Raw genomic sequence first — 20,506 nt, forward strand, 5'->3', positions numbered from 1 at the left:
ACTTGACGGAGCCTCGGCGGATGTCGAGCGGCCCCTTGGGGAATGGGGCGCTCCCTACGTACGAGTAGTTAACCGACAGCACGGATTGGGCGCCGGAGGATTGGGAAGGGCTCAGCGGGTACACGCGGTACACGCACGGCGCACCCTCCCCCGACCTTCTCCCGCCACCCGAGTGAACGCGGACAGGAGCGGCCATGCCCGCAGCCCAGCCGTCTTCCGAGCGGCTAGAAACAGAGCGAACAGAGCGTGCACTACCAGCCGTGATTCCGGCTGGCCCGTCACCGAGCCCTGCGAACTGCCTCCAGGTGATCCCATCATGATCGGTCGCATTCCCGTGCTGGACGTCCTCCCCGCCGTCGACTGCGGCGCCAGACCCGCCAAAGCGGTGGTGGACGAGGTCTTCGAAATCTCCGCCACCGTCTTCCGGGAGGGTCACGACGCCGTTTCCGCCCATGTGGTCATGCGCGATCCCGGCGGGCGGCTGCGCCCGCCGGTCCCGATGCGCGAGCTGGCCCCCGGTACCGACCGGTGGGGTGCCAGGGTCTCCGCCGAGACCGAGGGGAGGTGGACGTACACCGTCGAGGCGTGGAGCGATCCGGTCGCCACCTGGCGGGCCCATGCCGCGGTCAAGATCCCGGCGGGTCTGGACACCGGGCTGATGCTCCTGGAAGGCGCCGAGCTCTACGAGCGGGCCGCCGCCAAGGTTCCCAAGCGCGACGGGCGCGAGGCCGTGCTGGCCGCCGCCGACGCGATGCGCGACGAGGACCTGCCCGCGGAGGTGCGCCACGCGGCCGCGCTGGCCCCGGCGGTGGACGCGGCGCTGGCCCGGCGCCCGTACCGGGAGCTGGTGACCTCCGCGAAGGCGCTGCCGCTGCTGGTCGAGCGCAAGCGGGCCCTCTTCGGCTCCTGGTACGAGATGTTCCCGCGCTCCGAGGGAGCGGTGGCGGAGCCCGGCTCGACCCCGGTGAGCGGCACGTTCCGGACCGCCGCCGAACGGCTTCCGGCCATCGCCGCCATGGGTTTCGACGTGGTCTACCTGCCGCCGATCCACCCGATCGGCTCGACCTATCGCAAGGGGCCCAACAACACCCTTTCCGCAGGGAGTTGGGATCCGGGAGTGCCGTGGGCCATCGGCTCCCCGGAGGGCGGGCACGACGCGGTCCACCCGGAGCTGGGGACGCTGGAGGACTTCGACGCCTTCGTGGCGCGCGCCCGCGAGCTGCGGCTGGAGATCGCGCTGGACTTCGCCCTCCAGTGCTCCCCGGACCACCCCTGGGTGGAGAAGCACCCGGAGTGGTTCCGCCACCGGGCCGACGGGACGATCGCCTACGCCGAGAACCCGCCGAAGAAGTACCAGGACATCTACCCGGTCCACTTCGACGCCGACATGGCCGGGATCGTCGAGGAGACCTGCCGGATCCTGCGGCACTGGATGGAGCACGGGGTCCGGATCTTCCGGGTGGACAACCCGCACACCAAGCCGGTCGTCTTCTGGCAGAAGGTGATCGCGGACATCAACAAGTCCGATCCCGACGTGATCTTCCTGGCGGAGGCCTTCACCCGGCCCGCGATGATGCGGGCGCTGGCCTCGGTCGGCTTCCAGCAGTCGTACACGTACTTCACCTGGCGCAACACCAAGGCCGAGCTGACCGAGTACCTGACCGAGCTGTCCGGCACCCGCTCGGCCTCCGTGATGCGGCCGAACTTCTTCGTGAACACGCCCGACATCCTCCACGAGTACCTCCAGAAGGGCGGCCGTCCCGCCTTCGAGGTCCGGGCGGTCCTCGCCGCCACCCTCTCCCCCACCTGGGGGGTCTACGCCGGCTACGAGCTGTGCGAGAACGAGCCGGTGCGCGAGGGCAGCGAGGAGTACCTGAACTCGGAGAAGTACGAGCTGCGCCCCCGCGACTGGGCCGCCGCCGACCGCGAGGGCCGCTCCATCGCCCCGCTGATCACCTCCCTGAACCGGATGCGCCGGCGCAACCCCGCCCTCCAGCAGCTGCGGGACATCCACTTCCACGCGACCGACAACGAACAGGTGATCGCCTATTCGAAGCACGCAGGGGCCAATTCCGTACTGGTGGTCGTCAACCTCGATCCGCACCACACCCAGGAGGCGACGGTCTCGTTGGACATGCCGGTACTCGGCCTCGACTGGCACGGGTCCCTCGCGGTGCGCGACGAGCTCACCGGCGAGACCTATCACTGGGGCAGGGCGAACTACGTGCGCCTGGAACCGGGCCGTACGCCCGCGCACGTCCTGGCCGCCCTGCGACCGTCCCCGCCCACCGGAGGGTCACCCACCACATGATGATCAACGATCCCGTCCCCGACACCTTCGAGGACACCCCCGCCAAGGACCGCGACCCCGACTGGTTCAAGCGGGCCGTCTTCTACGAGGTCCTCGTCCGCTCCTTCCACGACAGCAACGGCGACGGCGTCGGGGACCTCAAGGGGCTCACCCAGAAGCTGGACTACCTCCAGTGGCTGGGCGTCGACTGCCTCTGGCTGCCGCCGTTCTTCGCCTCGCCGCTGCGTGACGGGGGCTACGACGTCTCCGACTACACCTCCGTGCTGCCCGAGTTCGGGGACCTCGCCGACTTCGTGGAGTTCGTCGACGCCGCGCACAGCCGCGGCATGCGGGTGATCATCGACTTCGTCATGAACCACACCAGCGACCAGCACGAGTGGTTCCAGCAGTCCCGCAAGGACCCCGACGGCCCCTACGGCGACTACTACATGTGGGCGGACAACGACAAGCAGTACCAGGACGCCCGCATCATCTTCGTCGACACCGAGACCTCGAACTGGACGTACGACCCCGTCCGCAAGCAGTACTACTGGCACCGCTTCTTCTCGCACCAGCCGGACCTCAACTTCGAGAACCCGGCCGTGCAGGAGGAGATCGTCTCCGCCCTGCGGTTCTGGCTCGACCTCGGCATCGACGGCTTCCGCCTCGACGCCGTGCCCTACCTGTACGCCGAGGAGGGCACCAACTGCGAGAACCTGCCGCGCACCCACGAGCTCCTCAAGCGGGTCAGGGCGGAGATCGACGCGCACTACCCGGACACCGTCCTGCTCGCCGAGGCCAACCAGTGGCCCGAGGACGTCGTGGACTACTTCGGGGACTACGCGGCCGGCGGCGACGAATGCCACATGGCCTTCCACTTCCCGGTCATGCCGCGCATCTTCATGGCCGTGCGCCGCGAGTCGCGCTACCCCGTCTCGGAGATCCTGGCCAAGACCCCGGCGATCCCGGACCGCTGCCAGTGGGGCATCTTCCTGCGCAACCACGACGAGCTCACCCTCGAAATGGTCACGGACGAAGAGCGCGACTACATGTACTCCGAGTACGCCAAGGACCCCCGGATGCGCGCCAACATCGGCATCCGGCGGCGCCTGGCCCCGCTCCTGGACAACGACCGCAACCAGATCGAGCTGTTCACCGCCCTGCTGCTGTCCCTGCCCGGCTCGCCGATCCTCTACTACGGCGACGAGATCGGCATGGGCGACAACATCTGGCTCGGCGACCGCGACGGCGTGCGCACGCCGATGCAGTGGACCCCCGACCGGAACGCCGGTTTCTCCTCCTGCGATCCGGGAAGGCTGAACCTGCCGGTCATCATGGACCCCGTCTACGGGTACCAGGTCACCAACGTCGAGGCGGCCATGGCGTCGCCCTCCTCACTGCTGCACTGGACCCGCAGGCTCATCGAGATCCGCAAGGTGAACCCCGCCTTCGGCCTCGGCTCGTACACCGAACTGCCCTCGTCCAACCCGGCCGTCCTCGCGTTCCTGCGCGAGTACGGGGACGACCTGGTGCTGTGCGTGCACAACTTCTCGCGCTTCGCGCAGCCCACCGAGCTGGACCTGCGGTCCTTCAACGGGCGGGTCCCGGTGGAGCTCACGGGCGACGTGCGCTTCCCGCCGATCGGCGAATGGCCGTACCTGCTGACCCTGGCGGGCCACGGCTTCTACTGGTTCCGCCTGCGCCGGGAGTAGGCGCCCGCTGTAGGCCAGTCGCGCGAACCTGCGCGGTACCGGAACGGGGCGGGCACTCCAACGGGTCAACGCCCGCCCCTGTACGGAGCATCCTGACCCGACACTCGCACTTACCGGAGAAGCAACTGCCGCACATCCGGGACACTCTGCGCATTCTGTGACGGCCCGGGGAAAGGACGCGACGCCATGTCGGAGGCTGCATCCGCCCGGAGCCGGCTGGCGGCCGACCGGGCCGCCGGGATCGGCCCGTTCGAACCGATGCTGAGGGAGTGGCTGCCCGCGCAGCGCTGGTTCGCGGGCAAGGGACGCGAGATCGGCCGGCTCAGGGCCGTCTCGGCCGCCGAGCTGCTGCCCCCGGGCTCCGTCCCGGGACTGCTGCACCTGCTGCTCGACGTGGACGGCGACTGCTACCAGCTGCTGCTGGGCATCCGCCCCACCCCGCTGCCGCCCGCCCTCGCCCCCGCCCTGATCGGCCACGCCCGGTCCGGCCCGTACGCCGGCAGCGCCGTGTACGAGGCCCTGGGCGACCCCCGGCTCGCCGCCATCCTGCTGGAGCGGCTGCGCTCCCCCGGCACGCTGGGCCCGCTCCGCTTCGACCGGGACCCGGACGCCCCGATCGAACCCGGGCTCACCCCCCGCCCGCTGTCCGGGGAGCAGACCAACTCCTCGCTGATCTACGGCGATTCGTTCATCCTGAAGGTCTTCCGCCGGGTCGGCCCCGGGATCAACCCGGACCTGGAGCTGCCCAGAGCGCTCGCCGCCGCCGGCTGCGCCCGGGTGCCCGCCCCGGTCGCCTGGTACGAGGCCGCCCCGGGCGGTGGAGAACCGTTGACCCTGGGCGTGCTCCAGCCCTACCTGCGCGGCTCCGACGACGGCTGGCAGCTGGCCCTGCGCCGGCTCGGCGCCGGCGCCGACTTCACCGCCGAGGCCCACGCCCTGGGCCGGGCCACCGCCGAGGTGCACAGCGCCCTGGCCGACGCCCTGCCCACCCTGGCCCTGGGGCCCGAGCAGACCGCCCGGCTCGCCGCCGGGATGACCGCGCGGCTGGCCGCCACCGCCCGCGAGGTGCCCGCGCTGCGGCCCTACGAGGCCGGGCTGCGCGGCGCCTTCGACGCCCTGGCCGCCTCCCGGGGGGCCGGGGTCCCGGCCCAGCGCATCCACGGGGACCTGCACCTGGGCCAGACCCTGCGCACCGCCGACGGCAGCTGGGCGCTGATCGACTTCGAGGGCGAGCCCGCCCGGCCGCTGGCCGACCGCCGCCGCCCCGAACCGGCCGTCCGCGACATCGCCGGGATACTGCGCTCCTTCGACTACGCCGCCCGCTCGCACCGGCCCTTCGCCCCCGCCTGGGCGGACGCCTGCCGGGCCGCGTTCTGCGAGGGCTACGCCCGCACCACCGGCCGCGACCCGCGCGAGGACCCGGTCCTGCTGCGCGCGTACGAGACCGACAAGGCCGTGTACGAGGCCCGCTACGAGTCCCGGCACCGCCCCGACTGGCTGCACGTCCCGATGGCGGCGATCCGCCGGCTGTCGGCGCCCGAGCGCCCCGCCCACCGCATGCCCCCGCCCGCACCCGGCACCACCCCCCACCCGAAGCCCCCGAGGAGGCCGCTCGCGTGAGCGCCGCACGACAGCCGTCACCGACCGTCCGAGAGGAAGCCGCAGCGACCCCCGGGGCCGCGGAGGCGAAACGGCCCCGCGCCCCGCGCGCCCGCCGCGCCGCCCCGCCGCACGGGGTCCGGCCGGCCCCCGCCCTGGACGCGGGCGAACGGGCCCGGCTGCTGGAGGGCCGCCACCACGACCCGCACGCGCTGCTGGGCGCCCGCGCCCAGCGGGGCGGGGTGGCCTTCCGGGTGCTGCGCCCGTACGCGAAGGCCGTCACGATCCTGGCGAAGGGGCTGCGGGCCGAGCTCTTCGACGAGGGGGACGGGCTGTTCTCCGGGCTGCTGCCGCTGACCGGGGTGCCGGACTACCGGCTGCTGGTGGCGTACGACAGCGACGAGGTCGAGGTCCACGACCCGTACCGGTTCCTGCCCACCCTCGGCGAGCTGGACCTGCACCTGATCGGCGAGGGCCGGCACGAGGAGCTGTGGACGGCGCTCGGCTCGGAGGTCATGGAGCACCAGGGGGTGGCCGGCACCCGGTTCACCGTGTGGGCGCCCAACGCGCAGGGGGTGCGGGTCACCGGGGACTTCTCGTGCTGGGACTCGGTGGCGTACCCGATGCGCTCGCTGGGCTCGACCGGGGTGTGGGAGCTGTTCCTGCCGGGGGTGGGCGAGGGGACCCTGTACAAGTACGACGTCACCTGCCCGGACGGCGGCCACACCCTGCGCGCCGACCCGATGGCCCGCTACGCGGAGGTGCCGCCGGCGAACGCCTCGGTGGTCACCGCCTCCCGCTACGAGTGGGGGGACGCGCGGTGGATGGCCGCGCGGGGGCTGCGCCCGGCGCACCAGGCCCCGATGTCGGTGTACGAGCTGCACCTGGCCTCCTGGCGGCCGGGGCTGAGCTACCGCAGCCTGGCCGAGCAGCTGCCCTCGTACGTCAAGGAGCTGGGCTTCACGCACGTGGAGTTCATGCCGGTCGCCGAGCACCCCTTCGGCGGCTCGTGGGGCTACCAGGTGACCGGCTTCTACGCGCCCACCTCGCGGCTGGGCACCCCGGACGACTTCCGGTTCCTGGTGGACTCGCTGCACCGGGCCGGGATCGGGGTGATCGTCGACTGGGTGCCGGCGCACTTCCCGCGCGACGCCTGGGCGCTGGCCGAGTTCGACGGGCGGCCGCTGTACGAGCACCAGGACCCGCGGCGGGCCGCGCACCCGGACTGGGGGACGCTGGAGTTCGACTACGGGCGCAAGGAGGTCCGCAACTTCCTGGTGGCCAACGCCGTCTACTGGTGCCGGGAGTTCCACGTGGACGGGCTGCGCGTGGACGCGGTGGCCTCGATGCTGTACCTGGACTACTCGCGCGGCGAGGGCGACTGGTCGCCGAACGCGCACGGCGGCCGCGAGGACCTGGACGCGGTGGCGCTGCTCCAGGAGATGAACGCGACGGTGTACCGGAGCTGCCCGGGCGTGGTGACGATCGCGGAGGAGTCCACGGCCTGGGAGGGGGTCACCCGGCCGACGGACGCGGGCGGGCTGGGCTTCGGCCTGAAGTGGAACATGGGCTGGATGCACGACACGCTGCGGTACGCGTCGAAGGAGCCGGTGCACCGCAAGTACCACCACCACGACATGACCTTCGGGATGGTGTACGCGTTCAGCGAGAACTACGTGCTGCCGATCTCGCACGACGAGGTGGTGCACGGCAAGCGCTCGCTGGTGTCGAAGATGCCGGGCGACTGGTGGCAGCAGCGGGCCACGCACCGGGCGTACCTGGGCTTCATGTGGGCCCATCCGGGCAAGCAGCTGCTCTTCATGGGGCAGGAGTTCGCACAGGGTTCGGAGTGGTCGGAGACCTACGGGCCGGACTGGTGGCTGCTGGACTCCTCCTACCCGGCGGCCGGGGACCACCGCGGGGTGCGGGAGCTGGTGCGCGACCTGAACCGGGCGTACACGGCGGCGCCGGCGCTGTGGGAGCGGGACTCGGTGCCGGAGGGCTTCGCCTGGGTGGAGGCGGACGCCGCCGAGGACAACGTGTTCGCCTTCCTGCGGTACGCGGGCGACGGCTCGCCGCTGCTGTGCGTGTCGAACTTCTCGCCGGTGGTGCGGCACGGGTACCGGATCGGGGTGCCGGACGCGGTCCCGCTGTGGCGGGAGGTCCTCAACACGGACCGGGAGGTGTACGGCGGGAGCGGGGTGCACCACGAGCGCCCGCTGCGGCCCGAGCCGGTCCCGGCGCAGGGCCGGGAGAAGAGCCTGCGGCTGACGCTGCCGCCGATGGCGACGGTCTGGTTCAGGCCCTGAGCATGCGGGGGCCCTCGCTACCCCCGTATGCGAGGGCCCCGATATGGATCACGTACGGCTCGGGGGTGTGGTTCACGGTGTGTGGCGGGGATCACTCGGCGGGTCCGAAAAGCCCCCTGAAATGGAGTGGCCGGATCCGTACGCTGTAAATGGATCTTCCAACCATCCGATTACCGGACAGTCGCCGGGAAAACCGCATAAAGTCATGAACTGCATAGGACTTTCCTACGAGTTATTGGCTTGTTTGAATAGTCCGTAGTCGCAACGGCTTGGCCACTTCTACCGTGTGCCGTGTGCACTCCAGCCCACCATTCAATGCCCCCGCCGCGCGTCGCCTTCGCGCGGCCCTGGGCATGGCTCCCGGTCATGTCGCCTACGGCCTGCGGGCCCAGTACGGCCTGCTCGTCGCACCCGAGACCGTGATGGCCTGGGAGCGGGGCGAGCAGTCGCCCAGCTCCGCCGAGCTCACCGCCCTCGCCGGCGTGCTCTGGTGTTCCCCCGGGGAACTGCTCGCCGAGCCCGTGACCCTGCGGGAACACCGGATGGCCCGGGGCCTGGACCCCGAGGACCTGGCCCGCCGGGTGGGCCTGGAGCCGGGCGCCTACCTGAAGATGGAGGAGAGCGGGCGCTGGAAGGGCAACGAGCGCCAGTCCGCCGCCCTCGCCACGGCCCTGAAGCTGAGCCTGGCCCAGTTCGTGGCGGTGACCGGCAAGAAGGACGAGCTCGACGGGCTGCTGCGCAGCGCGGCGACCACCCGCTGGCAGGCGTACGTGAAACCGCTCGCCAAGCTGCTCCCGGTGCCCAAGTCCCAGCTGGAGCGGATCCTGGAGCTCCTCTACAACGAGTACCAGCAGCGGATGGTCGCCACCGTCAGCTGGGGCGGCGGCGACAGCTCCACCTGGACGGGCGACGCCGGCCGGGAGTACCTGGAGGCGATCTCCGAGCGGTTCTGGTCGCTGGCCGGCGGTGCGGGATAGCTCACGCGCGGCGCGCCCGGCGGATGCGCGACGGCCCCGGACGGCCTCCTCGGGGGAGGGCGTCCGGGGCCGTTCGGCGCGGAACCGGTGACGGAGGTCCCGGCGGGACGGGCCGGAAGGCCCGCTCAGAAGACGGACTCGGCCTCGTACATGCGGTCCTCCGGGACCGTCTTGAGCTCGGTGACCGCATCGGCCAGCGGGGCCATGACCACGTCGGTGCCGCGCAGGGCGGTCATGTTGCCGAACTCCCCGCGGTGCACGGCCTCGACGGCGTGCCAGCCGAAGCGGGTGGCCAGGACGCGGTCGTAGGCGGTGGGGACCCCGCCGCGCTGGACGTGGCCGAGGATGACCGGGCGGGCCTCCTTGCCGAGGCGGTGCTCCAGCTCGACGGCGAGGCGGTTGCCGATGCCGGCGAAGCGCTCGTGGCCGTAGGCGTCGATGGCGCCCTTCTCGTACGGCATGGAGCCCTCGGCCGGGTGCGCGCCCTCGGCGACGCAGATGACGGCGAACTTCTTACCGCGGGCGAATCGTTCCTCCACCATCTTGACCAGGGCGTCCACCTCGAAGGGCCGCTCCGGCAGGCAGATGCCGTGGGCGCCGCCGGCCATGCCGGACTCCAGGGCGATCCAGCCCGCGTGGCGGCCCATGACCTCGACGACCATCACGCGCTGGTGGGACTCGGCGGTGGTCTTGAGGCGGTCGATGGCCTCGGTGGCGACGGTGACGGCGGTGTCGAAGCCGAAGGTGCGGTCGGTGGCGGAGATGTCGTTGTCGATGGTCTTCGGCACGCCGACGACCGGCATCCCGGCGTCCGAGAGCATCCGGGAGGCCGTCAGGGTGCCCTCGCCGCCGATCGGGATCAGCGCGTCGATCTCGTAGCGCCGGGCCAGCTCCGCCGCGTTCTCGGCGGCCTCGTGCAGCCGGGCGCGCTCCATGCGCGCCGAGCCGAGGATGGTGCCGCCGCGCGCCAGGATGCCGCTGACCTCGTTGATGTCCAGGGGGCGGTAGTGGCCGTCGAGGAGGCCCTTGAAGCCGTCCTCGAACCCGATGACCTCGTCACCGTGGCCGACCAGCGCGCGGTGGACGACCGACCGGATGACGGCGTTCAGGCCGGGACAGTCGCCGCCTGCGGTGAGAACTCCGATACGCATCGTCCTGTGTCTCCTGCTCCTGGTCGTACCTGATGGGCGTATTGATCCCACGTGTCCGATTGTTCCACGGCGTCGGGGCGGCCCGCGCTCCGTGTTGCTCCGCCCAGCAGGCCTTTCGTCCCGGCCGTCCGGGCCCTTTTTCCGGCGGGCGCTTTATCCACTGACCGGGGTACTGTCAAGAGGTCGAGCCGCATCAAACACATATCCACCACCCACAGCATGGACGGAGAGCACGCGTGACGCGCAGCGTGTACGTGACCGGGATCGAGCGGGGGGACGGCCGCCAGGTCGTCGAGCTGGGCATCATGGAGCTGCTGACCCGCCAGACGGGCCGGGTCGGCGTCTACCGTCCGCTGCTGCACGACGCACCGGACCGCCTCTTCGACCTGCTCAAGGCCCGCTACCGGCTCGACCAGGACGCCTCGGCGGCCTACGGGATGGAGTACGGGGAGGCCTCGGCGGTCCTGGCCGAGAAGGGGACCGACGAGCTGGTCTCCCGGCTCGTGGACCGCTACCACCGGGTGGCCCGGGACTACGAGGTGATGCTGGTCCTCGGCACCGACTACGCCGACACCAACCTCCCCGACGAGCTGGCGCTGAACGCCCGCCTCGCCAACGAGCTCGGCGCGGTCGTCGTACCCGTCGTGGGCGGCACCGGGCAGCCCGCCGACACCGTGCGCGCCGAGGCCCGCAACGCCCACCGGGCCTACGAGAGCCTGGGCTGCCACGTGGTGGCGATGGTGGTCAACCGGGTCGCCGCCGCGGACCGGGACTCCATAGCCGAGCGGCTCGCCGCCCGCCTCCCCGTGCCCTGCTACGTCCTGCCGGACGACAAGTCCCTCGCGGCCCCGACCGTCGCCCAGATCACCCGGGCGCTCGGCGGCGAGGTGCTCCTCGGCGACGAGGCCGGGCTGGCCCGCGACGCCGTGGACTTCGTCTTCGGCGGCGCGATGCTGCCGAACTTCCTCGCCGCCCTGACCCCCGGCTGCCTCGTGGTCACCCCCGGGGACCGCGCCGACCTGGTCGTCGGCGCGCTCGCCGCGCACACCTCCGGCACCCCGCCGATCGCCGGGGTCCTGCTGACCCTGGGCGAGCGCCCCGGGCAGGACGTCCTCACCCTCGCCTCGAAGCTGGCGCCCGGCACCCCGGTGGTGTCGGTGGCCGGCAACAGCTTCCCGACGGCCGCCGAGCTCTTCTCGCTGCAGAGCCGGCTGAACTCCGCGACCCCGCGCAAGCTGGAGACCGCGCTCGGCCTCTTCGAGCGGCACGTGGACACCGCCGAGCTGCGCGGGCTGCTGTCGGTGGCCCGCTCGGAGCGCGTCACCCCGATGATGTTCGAGCACGAGCTGCTGGAGCGGGCCCGCTCCGAGCGCCGCCGCGTCGTACTGCCCGAGGGCACCGAGGAGCGGGTGCTGCGGGCCGCGGACGTGGTGCTGCGCCGCGGCGTCTGCGACCTGACCCTCCTCGGCGAGGAGCAGGCGATCCTGAAGAAGGCCGCCGACCTGGGCGTCGACATCTCCGCCGCGCAGCTCATCGACCCGGCGACCTCGCCGATGCGGGAGCGGTTCGCCGAGTACTACGCACAGGCCCGCGCCCACAAGGGGATGACGGTCGAGCTGGCCCACGACGTGGTCACCGACGTCAACTACTTCGGCACGCTGATGGTCCAGCAGGGCCTGGCCGACGGCATGGTCTCCGGCTCCGTGCACTCCACCGCCGCGACCATCCGCCCGGCCTTCGAGATCATCAAGACCAAGCCGGAGGCCTCGATCGTCTCCTCCGTGTTCTTCATGTGCCTGGCCGACCGGGTCCTCGTGTACGGGGACTGCGCGGTCAACCCGGACCCGGACGCCGAGCAGCTGGCCGACATCGCCGTCCAGTCGGCCGCCACCGCCGCGGCCTTCGGCGTCGAGCCCCGGATCGCGATGCTCTCGTACTCCACCGGCACCTCCGGCTCCGGCGCGGACGTGGAGAAGGTCCGCAAGGCCACCGAGACCGTCCGCGGGGGCCGGCCGGACCTGCTGATCGAGGGCCCGATCCAGTACGACGCGGCCGTGGAGCCCTCGGTGGCGGCGACCAAGCTGCCCGGCTCGGAGGTGGCCGGCCGGGCGAGCGTGCTGATCTTCCCCGACCTGAACACGGGCAACAACACCTACAAGGCCGTGCAGCGTTCGGCGGGCGCCATCGCCATCGGCCCCGTGCTCCAGGGCCTGCGCAAGCCCGTCAACGACCTCTCGCGCGGGGCGCTCGTGCAGGACATCGTCAACACCGTGGCGATCACCGCGATCCAGGCCCAGTCCCAGGAGTCGCCCTCCGCCGGCGCCTGACCCTCCCTCACCACCCCTCCCCCGGCATCCCGCCCGTCTCCCGTCCGCCTCTCGTCCGCCCCGAAGGAAAGACCCGCACCGTGACCGCAACGCGCGTACTCGTCCTCAACTCCGGCTCCTCGTCGGTGAAGTACCAGCTCCTCGACATGGCGGACTCCTCCCGCCTGGCCGTGGGCCTGGTGGAGCGGATCGGGGAGGAGGGCTCCCGGCTGGTGCACGAGCCGCTCGCCGGCCCGGGCGCCGGGGGCGGCAGGCGCGAGCGGACGGGGGCGATCGCGGACCACGCGCAGGCCCTGCGCGCGGTGGCCGAGGAGCTGGCCGCCGACGGGATGGGCCTGGACTCCCCCGAACTGGCGGCCGTGGGCCACCGGGTGGTGCACGGCGGGACCCGGTTCACCGCCCCGACGGTGATCGACGACGAGGTGCTGGCGGAGATCCGCAACCTGATCCCGCTGGCCCCGCTGCACAACCCGGCGAACGTGACCGGCATCGAGGTGGCCCGCGAGCTGCGCGCGGACCTCCCGCAGGTGGCGGTCTTCGACACGGCCTTCCACTCGACGATGCCGGAGCACGTGGCCCGGTACGCCATCGACGCGGCGACCGCCGAGAAGTACTCCATCCGGCGGTACGGCTTCCACGGCACCTCCCACGCCTACGTCTCGCGCGCGACGGCCGCGCTGCTGGGCAGGGCGGTGGAGGACGTGAACGTGATCGTGCTGCACCTGGGCAACGGGGCCTCGGCCTCCGCCGTGCGCGGCGGGGTCTGCGAGGAGACCTCGATGGGTCTTACCCCGCTGGAGGGCCTGGTCATGGGGACCCGCTCGGGGGACCTGGACCCGGCCGTGGTCTTCCACCTGGCGCGGGTGGGCGGGCTGTCGGTGGACGAGATCGACTCGCTGCTCAACAAGAAGAGCGGTCTGCTGGGTCTGTGCGGCGACAACGACATGCGCGAGGTGACCCGGCGGGCGGGCGAGGGCGACGAGGCGGCGCGCCTGGCGCTGGCGGCGTACGTCCACCGGCTGAAGAAGTACATCGGCGCCTACACGGCGGTACTGGGCCGGGTGGACGCGGTGGTGTTCACGGCGGGCGTCGGCGAGAACGCCGCGGCGGTCCGCGAGGCGGCGGTTTCCGGACTGGAGGAGCTGGGGCTCGCGCTGGACCTGGAGGCGAACGCGGTGCGCTCCGCGGAGCCCCGGCTGATCTCGACGGACTACGCGCGGGTGGCGGTGGCCGTGGTGCCCACGGATGAGGAGCTGGAGATCGCCACCCAGGCGTACGCGCTGGTTACCGGCTAGTCACTTGGACTTTCCACCAGACGGAATATTCCGCTGCGAAACAAACGGATAGGATCCGCTTCATGCGCCGTTCCAAAATCGTCTGCACGCTGGGCCCCGCCGTCGACTCGCTTGAGCAGCTGAAAGCGCTCATCGAGGCAGGTATGAACGTGGCCCGATTCAACTTCAGCCACGGTTCCCAGGCAGAACACCAGGAGCGGTACGACCGCGTCCGGAGGGCTTGCGAGGAGACCGGGCGCGCGGTCGGCGTACTCGCCGACCTCCAGGGTCCGAAGATCCGCCTGGAGACCTTCGCCGAGGGTCCCGTCGAGCTGGTGCGCGGTGACGAGTTCACCATCACCACCGAGGACGTCCCGGGCGACAAGTCCATCTGCGGCACCACCTACAAGGGCCTCCCGGGCGACGTCGCCAAGGGTGACCAGGTCCTGATCAACGACGGCAACGTCGAGCTGCGGGTGACCGAGGTCGAGGGCCCGCGGGTCAAGACCATCGTCATCGAGGGCGGTGTCATCTCGGACCACAAGGGCATCAACCTGCCCGGTGCCGCCGTGAACGTCCCCGCCCTGTCGGAGAAGGACGTCGACGACCTGCGCTTCGCCCTCCGCATGGGCTGCGACATGGTCGCCCTGTCCTTCGTCCGCGACGCCGACGACGTCAAGGACGTCCACCGCGTCATGGACGAGGAGGGCCGCCGGGTCCCCGTCATCGCCAAGGTGGAGAAGCCGCAGGCCGTCGAGAACATGGAGGCCGTGGTCGCGGCCTTCGACGCGGTCATGGTGGCCCGCGGCGACCTGGCCGTCGAGTACCCGCTCGAAAAGGTCCCGATGGTCCAGAAGCGGCTCATCGAGATGTGCCGCCGCAACGCCAAGCCGGTCATCGTCGCCACCCAGATGATGGAGTCGATGATCACCAACTCCCGGCCGACCCGCGCCGAGGCCTCCGACGTCGCCAACGCCATCCTCGACGGCGCCGACGCGGTCATGCTCTCCGCCGAGTCCTCGGTGGGCGCCTACCCGATCGAGACCGTCAAGACGATGTCGAAGATCGTCACGGCGGCCGAGGAGGAGCTCCTCTCCAAGGGCCTCCAGCCGCTGGTCCAGGGCAAGAAGCCGCGTACCCAGGGCGGCTCCGTCGCCCGCGCGGCCTGCGAGATCGCGGACTTCCTCGACGGCAAGGCCCTGGTCGCCTTCACCCAGTCCGGCGACACCGCCCGCCGCCTGTCCCGCTATCGCGCCACGCAGCCGATCCTGGCGTTCACCACCGACGTGAACACCCGCAACCAGCTCACCCTGAGCTGGGGCGTCGAGTCGGCCATCGTCCCGCACGCCGACAGCACCGACGCGATGGTCGAGCTGGTCGACGCCGAGGTCCTGAAGCTCCAGCGCTTCAACACCGGCGACACGATGATCATCACGGCCGGCTCGCCCCCCGGCGTCCCGGGCACGACCAACATGGTCCGCGTCCACCACCTGGGCGGAGCCTCCCGCGACTGAGGCCCCCGAGCCCGCCCGACTCTGCCGCACAGAGACCGAGGGCGGCACCCCGGCCCCCTGAAGGGGACCCGGGGTGCCGCCCTCGGTGCGTTGCGGACGCGGCGCCGCGCGGACCGCCGCGCGGACTAGCCCTCCGGCGGGCCGATGTAGTTGTGCAGGCCGGGGACCGTGAGGTTGCCGCCGAACTGGCCGGCCTGGACGACCTTGACGTGCGTGAAGAACGCGAAGGGGACGTTCAGGGGCGGCGGGCTGTTCGGGGTGAACTCGATCGGGATGAGCCCGAAGAGGTTGCCCTTGAGGCTCTCCGTGTACATCGTGACCTTGCCGTCGCGGATCGTGGACGTGGAGCCCGGGCGCGACTTCAGGTGGGCGACGTTCCCCGTCTTGCCGACCGTCTGGTAGAGGTCCTTGATGTCCAGCGAGCTCGCCGTGAACTTCAGGACCTTCTTGACGTTCCCGCTCGCCGTCTTCACCTCCACGATGCCCTCGTAGTCCAGGCCGTAGAGGGTCAGCAGGGAGCTGTCCAGGTACCAGGGCTCGTCGGGCAGGAGCGGGATGCCCTGCTCCAGCCTGGCGTCGGCCAGCGCCTTGGCGTCGAAGGTCGGGCAGGGGAAGGGCTGCTTGCCGTCCGGGTCCACCGTGGTGGACGGGGAGGGCGAGGCTCCGTCCGCCTTGTCGGCGTCGGCCGCCGTCTTGCCCGTCTCGTCCTTGGGGGTCTTGACGGTGTCCTTGACCGACTGGGGCAGCTCCTCGACCGTGGCGCCGGCCTTCTTGGCGGCGTCGCGGATCGCGTCGGCCGCCGGGTCGGGGGCCGCGGTCTTCGGGGGGCTCGGGGTGCTCGGCGTGACGGGGGCGGGCGCCGGCTTCTGCGCGCCCTGGAGGGGCTTGCCGAGGCCGTCCACCAGACCTTTGAGGGCGTCGCCGACGCCCAGCGGGTCGAGCGGGTTGGACGTCTTCGTCGCCGAGGGGGACGGGGAGGCGCTGGCGGACGGCTTGGCCGCCGGGGTCTCCTGCTTGCGCTCCTTCGGCGCCTCGGGCTGCTTGGCCGAGGGGCTCGTCTGCGGCTTGGGCACCAGCCCGCCCGCACCCGGCGAGGCGCTCGCGCCCGGCGAGGCACCGGGCGAGGGCTTCGCGGACGGGGACCCGGACGGGGACGGCGAGGCCGACGGCGAGGGCTCGTCGGAGCGCGTCACGCACGGGCCGGGAGCGAAGGGGATCTCCTTGTCGTCGGCCAGGGCCAGCTTGGGGGCCATGCCCATCCCGACGAGCACGGCCGTCGGCATCGCCGCGAGCGCCATCGTCTTGCCGACGGGTATCTGGAGCTTGTTCAGCAGCGACTTCCTGGGCGCCGCGTGGCGGCCCTTTCTCTCACGGGACTCTGCGCCTGGGGCCACGCCCCGCTGCGTCTCGTCACCCCGCACTGTTCCTCCCGCCATCGGCGTGGGCAGTCTTCTCGGTCACGTACGCCGTTTCCGTCTCGCGGGGGCCCGGGACGCCGTGGAACGGGTCCAGGTCCGCAGGCGCCGCCTCGGCCTGCTCGGGCTCCTCCTCCACCGGGACGCCCGGCGACCACGCCAGCGCGAGGCATCCGCCGACCATGGCCGTGAGGAAGCCGATGAAGAAGCCGCCGAGGTTGGACTTCGGGATCGACACCAGGGCCAGGAGGATCGCCGCGACACCCGCGAAGACCCGGATGCCCTGCTGGAACCAGAGGGCGATGCCCAGGGTGACCAGCAGGACGCCGAGGATCAGCGAGACGGAGCCGGACGTCGTCGCGATCGCGAGCGTGACGTTGGCCAGGCGGATGTCCGCGAACGGGAAGTAGATGATCGGCACTCCGCCGAGGAGCGTGAACAGGCCCGCCCAGAAGGGACGGGTACCACGCCAGGCACGGAAGCGGAGGCGCAGGACAGTGAGCCAGTGATCGTCTGCGGCGTGAACCGGGGCCTGGGGGTTCATGGACAACAGCTCCCTGGAAACGGTGGTACGGAGAACTCTGTGGAGCCCGGACGGGCGGGCGCCGACGGCTGCCGCCGCCCGCGCGTCCGGTCAGTCACGCATCCGGGACGAGGCTTACTTCTCGTCCTGGTAGCACGGCTGGTTGCCGCTGAGCAGGCGCAGCTTGAGGTCGGGCAGCGTGAAGGTGCCCGCCGTCGTCGCCCACGCCTTCTGGCGCACGTTCGTCAGCGTCGCCTTCTTGGCGCGCTGCGAGAACAGGCCGCCGTCCGCCACCGTGCCGGGGACCGGCTTGGTGACGTGGCTGCCGTCGCCGACCGCGACACCGATGTCAAGCTGGTCGAACTTGGCGTCCGCGTCCAGCTCGGCGACGTCGAGGTAGATGTTCTCGGCGACGGCCGGCTTGCCCTTGTTGCCGGTGTGCAGCTGCAGCGTGATGGCGCCGAGGCCCGGCACCGGGGTGACCAGCGACTGGCACATGTTGGTGATCTCGGCGCGGCTGAAGCCGGAGATCGTCACCGGGTGCTTGCTGATGTCCTTGCTGCCGAGGGTCGCACCCTCGGCAACGCTGCCGTACTGGATCAGGTTGTCACCGACGAGCGAGTCGGCCGACACCTTGAAGTCCTGGCCCGACACGCTGAACGAGGCCGCGAGGGCACCCTGCGCCAGACCCACACCGACCGCGGCCGTGGCCGCGATGGACGGCACCATGACGAGCGCGAAGCGCTTCCATCTGGTCCCGCCACGAACCTGAGAACTCATTTCGTTCCTCCTTCTCGGACGTACATCTCCGGTCCGGACAGAGCCCGGCCTGGGATGGGAGAAGTGCTACGTCCTCGGGAAGGAGCGCAGGCGGCCGAGCCGCGGCGCAGCCGCGTCCGATACACCGGCGATCACCCCCGAGCGACAACCACTGGGCCACGCGTTCGCGCAACCTGGAGGACAGGCCCTGCCGGTGTGGCAGAGACCCCCCTGTCCACGGCCGGTGTGCGTGCCACCGGCCCACCCGGTGGGGACCCTCCGCCGCGGCCGCCGGATGAGCGGCTCTACGGGAAGGACCGAGCGTCGCCGATCGTGGTCCATTCCAGGCCGGGGCACAAGGGGGGTCGTTACTCGCGGGTAACGGCTGGGTAACCGGAGCGCCGCCCTACGTCGCACAGCGGCCACACAGGGTGTCACCCAGGGCCACGACAGAAGGGGTGAAGAAGGAACCAACCGGACAGTTCACGGGGTTCGATTTACTGCGAGTAACAGCGGCCACGATTACCAAGTTTTGGCAAAGCGCGGCCGCTGTTTATCTCCGTGTCAACAAATCGCCGGTCACCCGGCGGGATCCCGCTCCAGCCGGAGCCGGGCGGGGCTCCAGAAAGGGCGGGACTCCAGAACGGACGGGGTCCTAGAACAGCACGCGCGCCAGCGCCGTGCGGGCCGCGGTCACCCGCGGGTCGTCGGCGCCGATGACCTCGAACAGCTCCAGCAGCCGGACCCGTACGGAGTCCCGCTCGTCGCCCGCCGTCACCCGCACGGTGTCCACCAGGCGGGAGAAGGCGTCCGCCACGTGTCCGCCGGCCAGGTCCAGGTCGGCCGCGGCCATCTGGGCGGCCGGGTCGCGCGGGTTCTCGGCGGCCGTGGAGCGCACCGTCTGCGGGTTCATGTGCTGCACCCGCGAGAGCAGCTCGGCCTGGGCCAGGCCCAGCTTGGCCTCGGTGTTGGCCGGGTCGTCCGCGAGCACGTTCTTGTACGCCTGCACGGCGCCGTCCAGGTCGCCCGCGTCCAGCGCGACGACGGCCGCCTCCAGCAGCGCGTCGTGGGGGCCGGCCGGCACGGCGGCCGGGGCCGCCGGGGCGCCCTCGGCGTCGGGGTCGACCTGGATGCCGAGGATGCCGAAGCGCTCCTCGGCGACCTGCACCAGCTGGGCCAGGGTCTCGCGGATCTGCTGCTCGGGGACCACGCCCTGGAACAGCGGCAGCACCTGGCCGGCGACCACGGCGAACACGGCCGGGATGCCCTGGATGCCGAACTGCTGCATCAGCATCTGGTTGGCGTCGACGTCGATCTTCGCCAGGACGAGGCGCCCGCCGGCCTCGACGGTCAGCCGCTCCAGGAGCGGACCGAGCTGCTTGCACGGCTCGCACCACTCGGCCCAGAAGTCGAGGACGACCGGGACCTCGTTGGAGAGCTGGAGGACGTCGCTTTCGAAGCCGGCCTCGTCGACGTCGATGACGAGCGCGGAGGGCGGTACAGCGCCGCCGGGCGCGTCGCCGCCGGACTGGCGGGCGGAGGCCGCGCGCGCCTGCTCGGCCTTCGCCTTGGCTTCGCCGGCCGCCTTCACCGCGGCGAGGTCGACGACGCCGCTCATGGACATGTTTCTGGGCTGCATGCGTACATCCTCCCCCGTGTGCGCGCGCCGACGAAAAGGATCCCGGAAGATCCCGCGTGAAACGTCGTGTCCGACGTTTCCGCGTGGTGCTGCTCTCACTGCCTCACTGCTGTGGCGCCGGGTCCCCACCTGGCGCCGGTAGCTCTTCGCGTGGTTGTCGCTCTTACGCTACGAGCCGTAGCGTAACTCCCCCGGACGCCGGGCGCCCCGTGATCTGAAGCACACCTCCGGGGCCCCCGACGGTTCCGCTACTGACGGGTATGGTCTCGGCCATGCGCAACCCCTGCTCCCGCACCACCCCCCAGCCCGGCCGCACCGGCCGCCCCCGCAGTGCGGCCGCGGACGCGGCGATCCTGGCGGCGACGCGGGACGCGCTGGTGGAGCTGGGCTGGTCGAAGCTGACGATGGGGGACGTCTCGGCCCGCGCGGGGGTCGCGAAGACCACGCTGTACCGGCGCTGGGCGGGGAAGAACGAACTGGTCGTGGACGCGGTCGCGGAACTCTTCGACGCGCTCGAACTGCCCGACCGGGGCTCGCTGGAAGCGGACATCGAGTACGTGGTCCTGCAGTTCGCGGCGCTGCTCCGGCGCCCGGAGGCCCGTACGGCCCTGATGGCGGTGGTCGCCGAGTCCACCCGGGACGAGGCGCTGCGCGACCGGATCCGGTCGGCGATCGTGGACCGGCAGAAACGTCTCGTCGTACTGGGGCGCGAGCGGGCCCAGGAGCGCGGCGAACTCCCGGCCGAGGAGGACCAGGCCCTCGCCGGGCACACCACGGACCTGATCTTCGACGTGATCGCGGGCACCGTGGTGCACCGCGCGCTGGTGAGCTCCGAGCCGGTGGACGAGGGCTGGGTGGCCGCCTTCACCGCCCTGCTGATGCACGGCCTCTCCGCCCGCGCCTGAGGCGGCGCCGGCCGGGAGAGCGCGCGGGGCCGGCCGCGCGGGCTCCCCGGGGCGGGGGCCGCGCGCCCGCCCCCCGCCCCGGGGGGGGGGGGGGCGAGTAGCCCGCGGGCGC

At 71.7% G+C, this 20,506-nt stretch carries 14 protein-coding genes; 9 read left to right on the top strand and 5 right to left on the bottom strand.

What is annotated here, in order from left to right; genetic code table 11:
* Positions 1 to 316: 316 nt before the first annotated feature.
* The 5 genes from AB0O29_RS27780 (at position 317) to AB0O29_RS27800 (ending at position 8,887) form a co-directional block, all read left to right on the top strand.
* A complete protein-coding gene (locus AB0O29_RS27780) occupies positions 317 to 2,311 on the top strand; it encodes an alpha-1,4-glucan--maltose-1-phosphate maltosyltransferase (RefSeq protein WP_365156518.1) in 1,995 nt (664 codons plus the stop codon).
* A complete protein-coding gene (gene treS / locus AB0O29_RS27785; protein ID WP_365156520.1) occupies positions 2,308 to 4,002 on the top strand; it encodes a maltose alpha-D-glucosyltransferase in 1,695 nt (564 codons plus the stop codon). The genes AB0O29_RS27780 and treS overlap by 4 nt, the downstream gene beginning before the upstream one ends.
* Before the next feature lie 186 nt (positions 4,003 to 4,188).
* Entirely contained in the window at positions 4,189 to 5,622 is a 1,434-nt protein-coding gene (locus tag AB0O29_RS27790; protein WP_365156523.1) for a maltokinase, read from the top strand.
* Positions 5,619 to 7,910 carry a 1,4-alpha-glucan branching enzyme gene (gene glgB / locus AB0O29_RS27795; RefSeq protein WP_365156526.1) on the top strand — a complete coding sequence of 764 codons (2,292 nt, stop codon included), beginning with the start codon at positions 5,619 to 5,621 and terminating at the stop codon, positions 7,908 to 7,910. The genes AB0O29_RS27790 and glgB overlap by 4 nt, the downstream gene beginning before the upstream one ends.
* 353 nt (positions 7,911 to 8,263) lie before the next feature.
* Positions 8,264 to 8,887, top strand: coding sequence for an XRE family transcriptional regulator (locus tag AB0O29_RS27800; RefSeq protein ID WP_365156529.1), 624 nt, complete (start codon positions 8,264 to 8,266; stop codon positions 8,885 to 8,887).
* Positions 8,888 to 9,012: 125 nt separating this feature from the next.
* Here the strand turns inward: AB0O29_RS27800 and AB0O29_RS27805 are convergent, their stop codons facing one another.
* A complete protein-coding gene (locus AB0O29_RS27805; protein ID WP_365156532.1) occupies positions 9,013 to 10,038 on the bottom strand; it encodes an ATP-dependent 6-phosphofructokinase in 1,026 nt (341 codons plus the stop codon).
* 236 nt (positions 10,039 to 10,274) lie between these two features.
* On the opposite strand from AB0O29_RS27805, the gene pta reads away from it, so the two are divergent.
* The 3 genes from pta to pyk all read left to right on the top strand — a co-directional run bounded on the left by pta (position 10,275) and on the right by pyk (position 15,153).
* Positions 10,275 to 12,365, top strand: a complete 2,091-nt coding sequence (gene pta, locus AB0O29_RS27810; RefSeq protein ID WP_365156534.1) for a phosphate acetyltransferase — start codon at positions 10,275 to 10,277, stop codon at positions 12,363 to 12,365.
* Positions 12,366 to 12,445: 80 nt separating this feature from the next.
* Positions 12,446 to 13,660, top strand: a complete 1,215-nt coding sequence (locus tag AB0O29_RS27815) for an acetate kinase (protein WP_365156537.1) — start codon at positions 12,446 to 12,448, stop codon at positions 13,658 to 13,660.
* Between the two features lie 62 nt (positions 13,661 to 13,722).
* Positions 13,723 to 15,153, top strand: a complete 1,431-nt coding sequence (gene pyk, locus AB0O29_RS27820; protein ID WP_365156540.1) for a pyruvate kinase — start codon at positions 13,723 to 13,725, stop codon at positions 15,151 to 15,153.
* Positions 15,154 to 15,278: 125 nt separating this feature from the next.
* Here the strand turns inward: pyk and AB0O29_RS27825 are convergent, their stop codons facing one another.
* The 4 genes from AB0O29_RS27825 to AB0O29_RS27840 form a co-directional block, all read right to left on the bottom strand.
* Entirely contained in the window at positions 15,279 to 16,574 is a 1,296-nt protein-coding gene (locus AB0O29_RS27825) for a hypothetical protein (RefSeq protein ID WP_365156550.1), read from the bottom strand.
* A complete protein-coding gene (locus AB0O29_RS27830; RefSeq protein WP_365156543.1) occupies positions 16,564 to 17,112 on the bottom strand; it encodes a DUF6114 domain-containing protein in 549 nt (182 codons plus the stop codon). Before AB0O29_RS27830 ends, AB0O29_RS27825 begins: the two co-directional genes overlap by 11 nt.
* A gap of 114 nt (positions 17,113 to 17,226) precedes the next feature.
* Positions 17,227 to 17,871 carry a DUF6230 family protein gene (locus AB0O29_RS27835; protein ID WP_365156544.1) on the bottom strand — a complete coding sequence of 215 codons (645 nt, stop codon included), beginning with the start codon at positions 17,869 to 17,871 and terminating at the stop codon, positions 17,227 to 17,229.
* A 634-nt stretch (positions 17,872 to 18,505) separates the two neighbouring features.
* Entirely contained in the window at positions 18,506 to 19,489 is a 984-nt protein-coding gene (locus AB0O29_RS27840; protein ID WP_365156546.1) for a tetratricopeptide repeat protein, read from the bottom strand.
* 272 nt (positions 19,490 to 19,761) lie between these two features.
* On the opposite strand from AB0O29_RS27840, the gene AB0O29_RS27845 reads away from it, so the two are divergent.
* Positions 19,762 to 20,394, top strand: coding sequence for a TetR/AcrR family transcriptional regulator (locus AB0O29_RS27845; protein WP_365156548.1), 633 nt, complete (start codon positions 19,762 to 19,764; stop codon positions 20,392 to 20,394).
* Positions 20,395 to 20,506: the final 112 nt, after the last annotated feature.

Source organism: Streptomyces sp. NPDC089915 (assembly GCF_040684675.1).
Classification (GTDB): Bacteria; Actinomycetota; Actinomycetes; order Streptomycetales; family Streptomycetaceae; genus Streptomyces.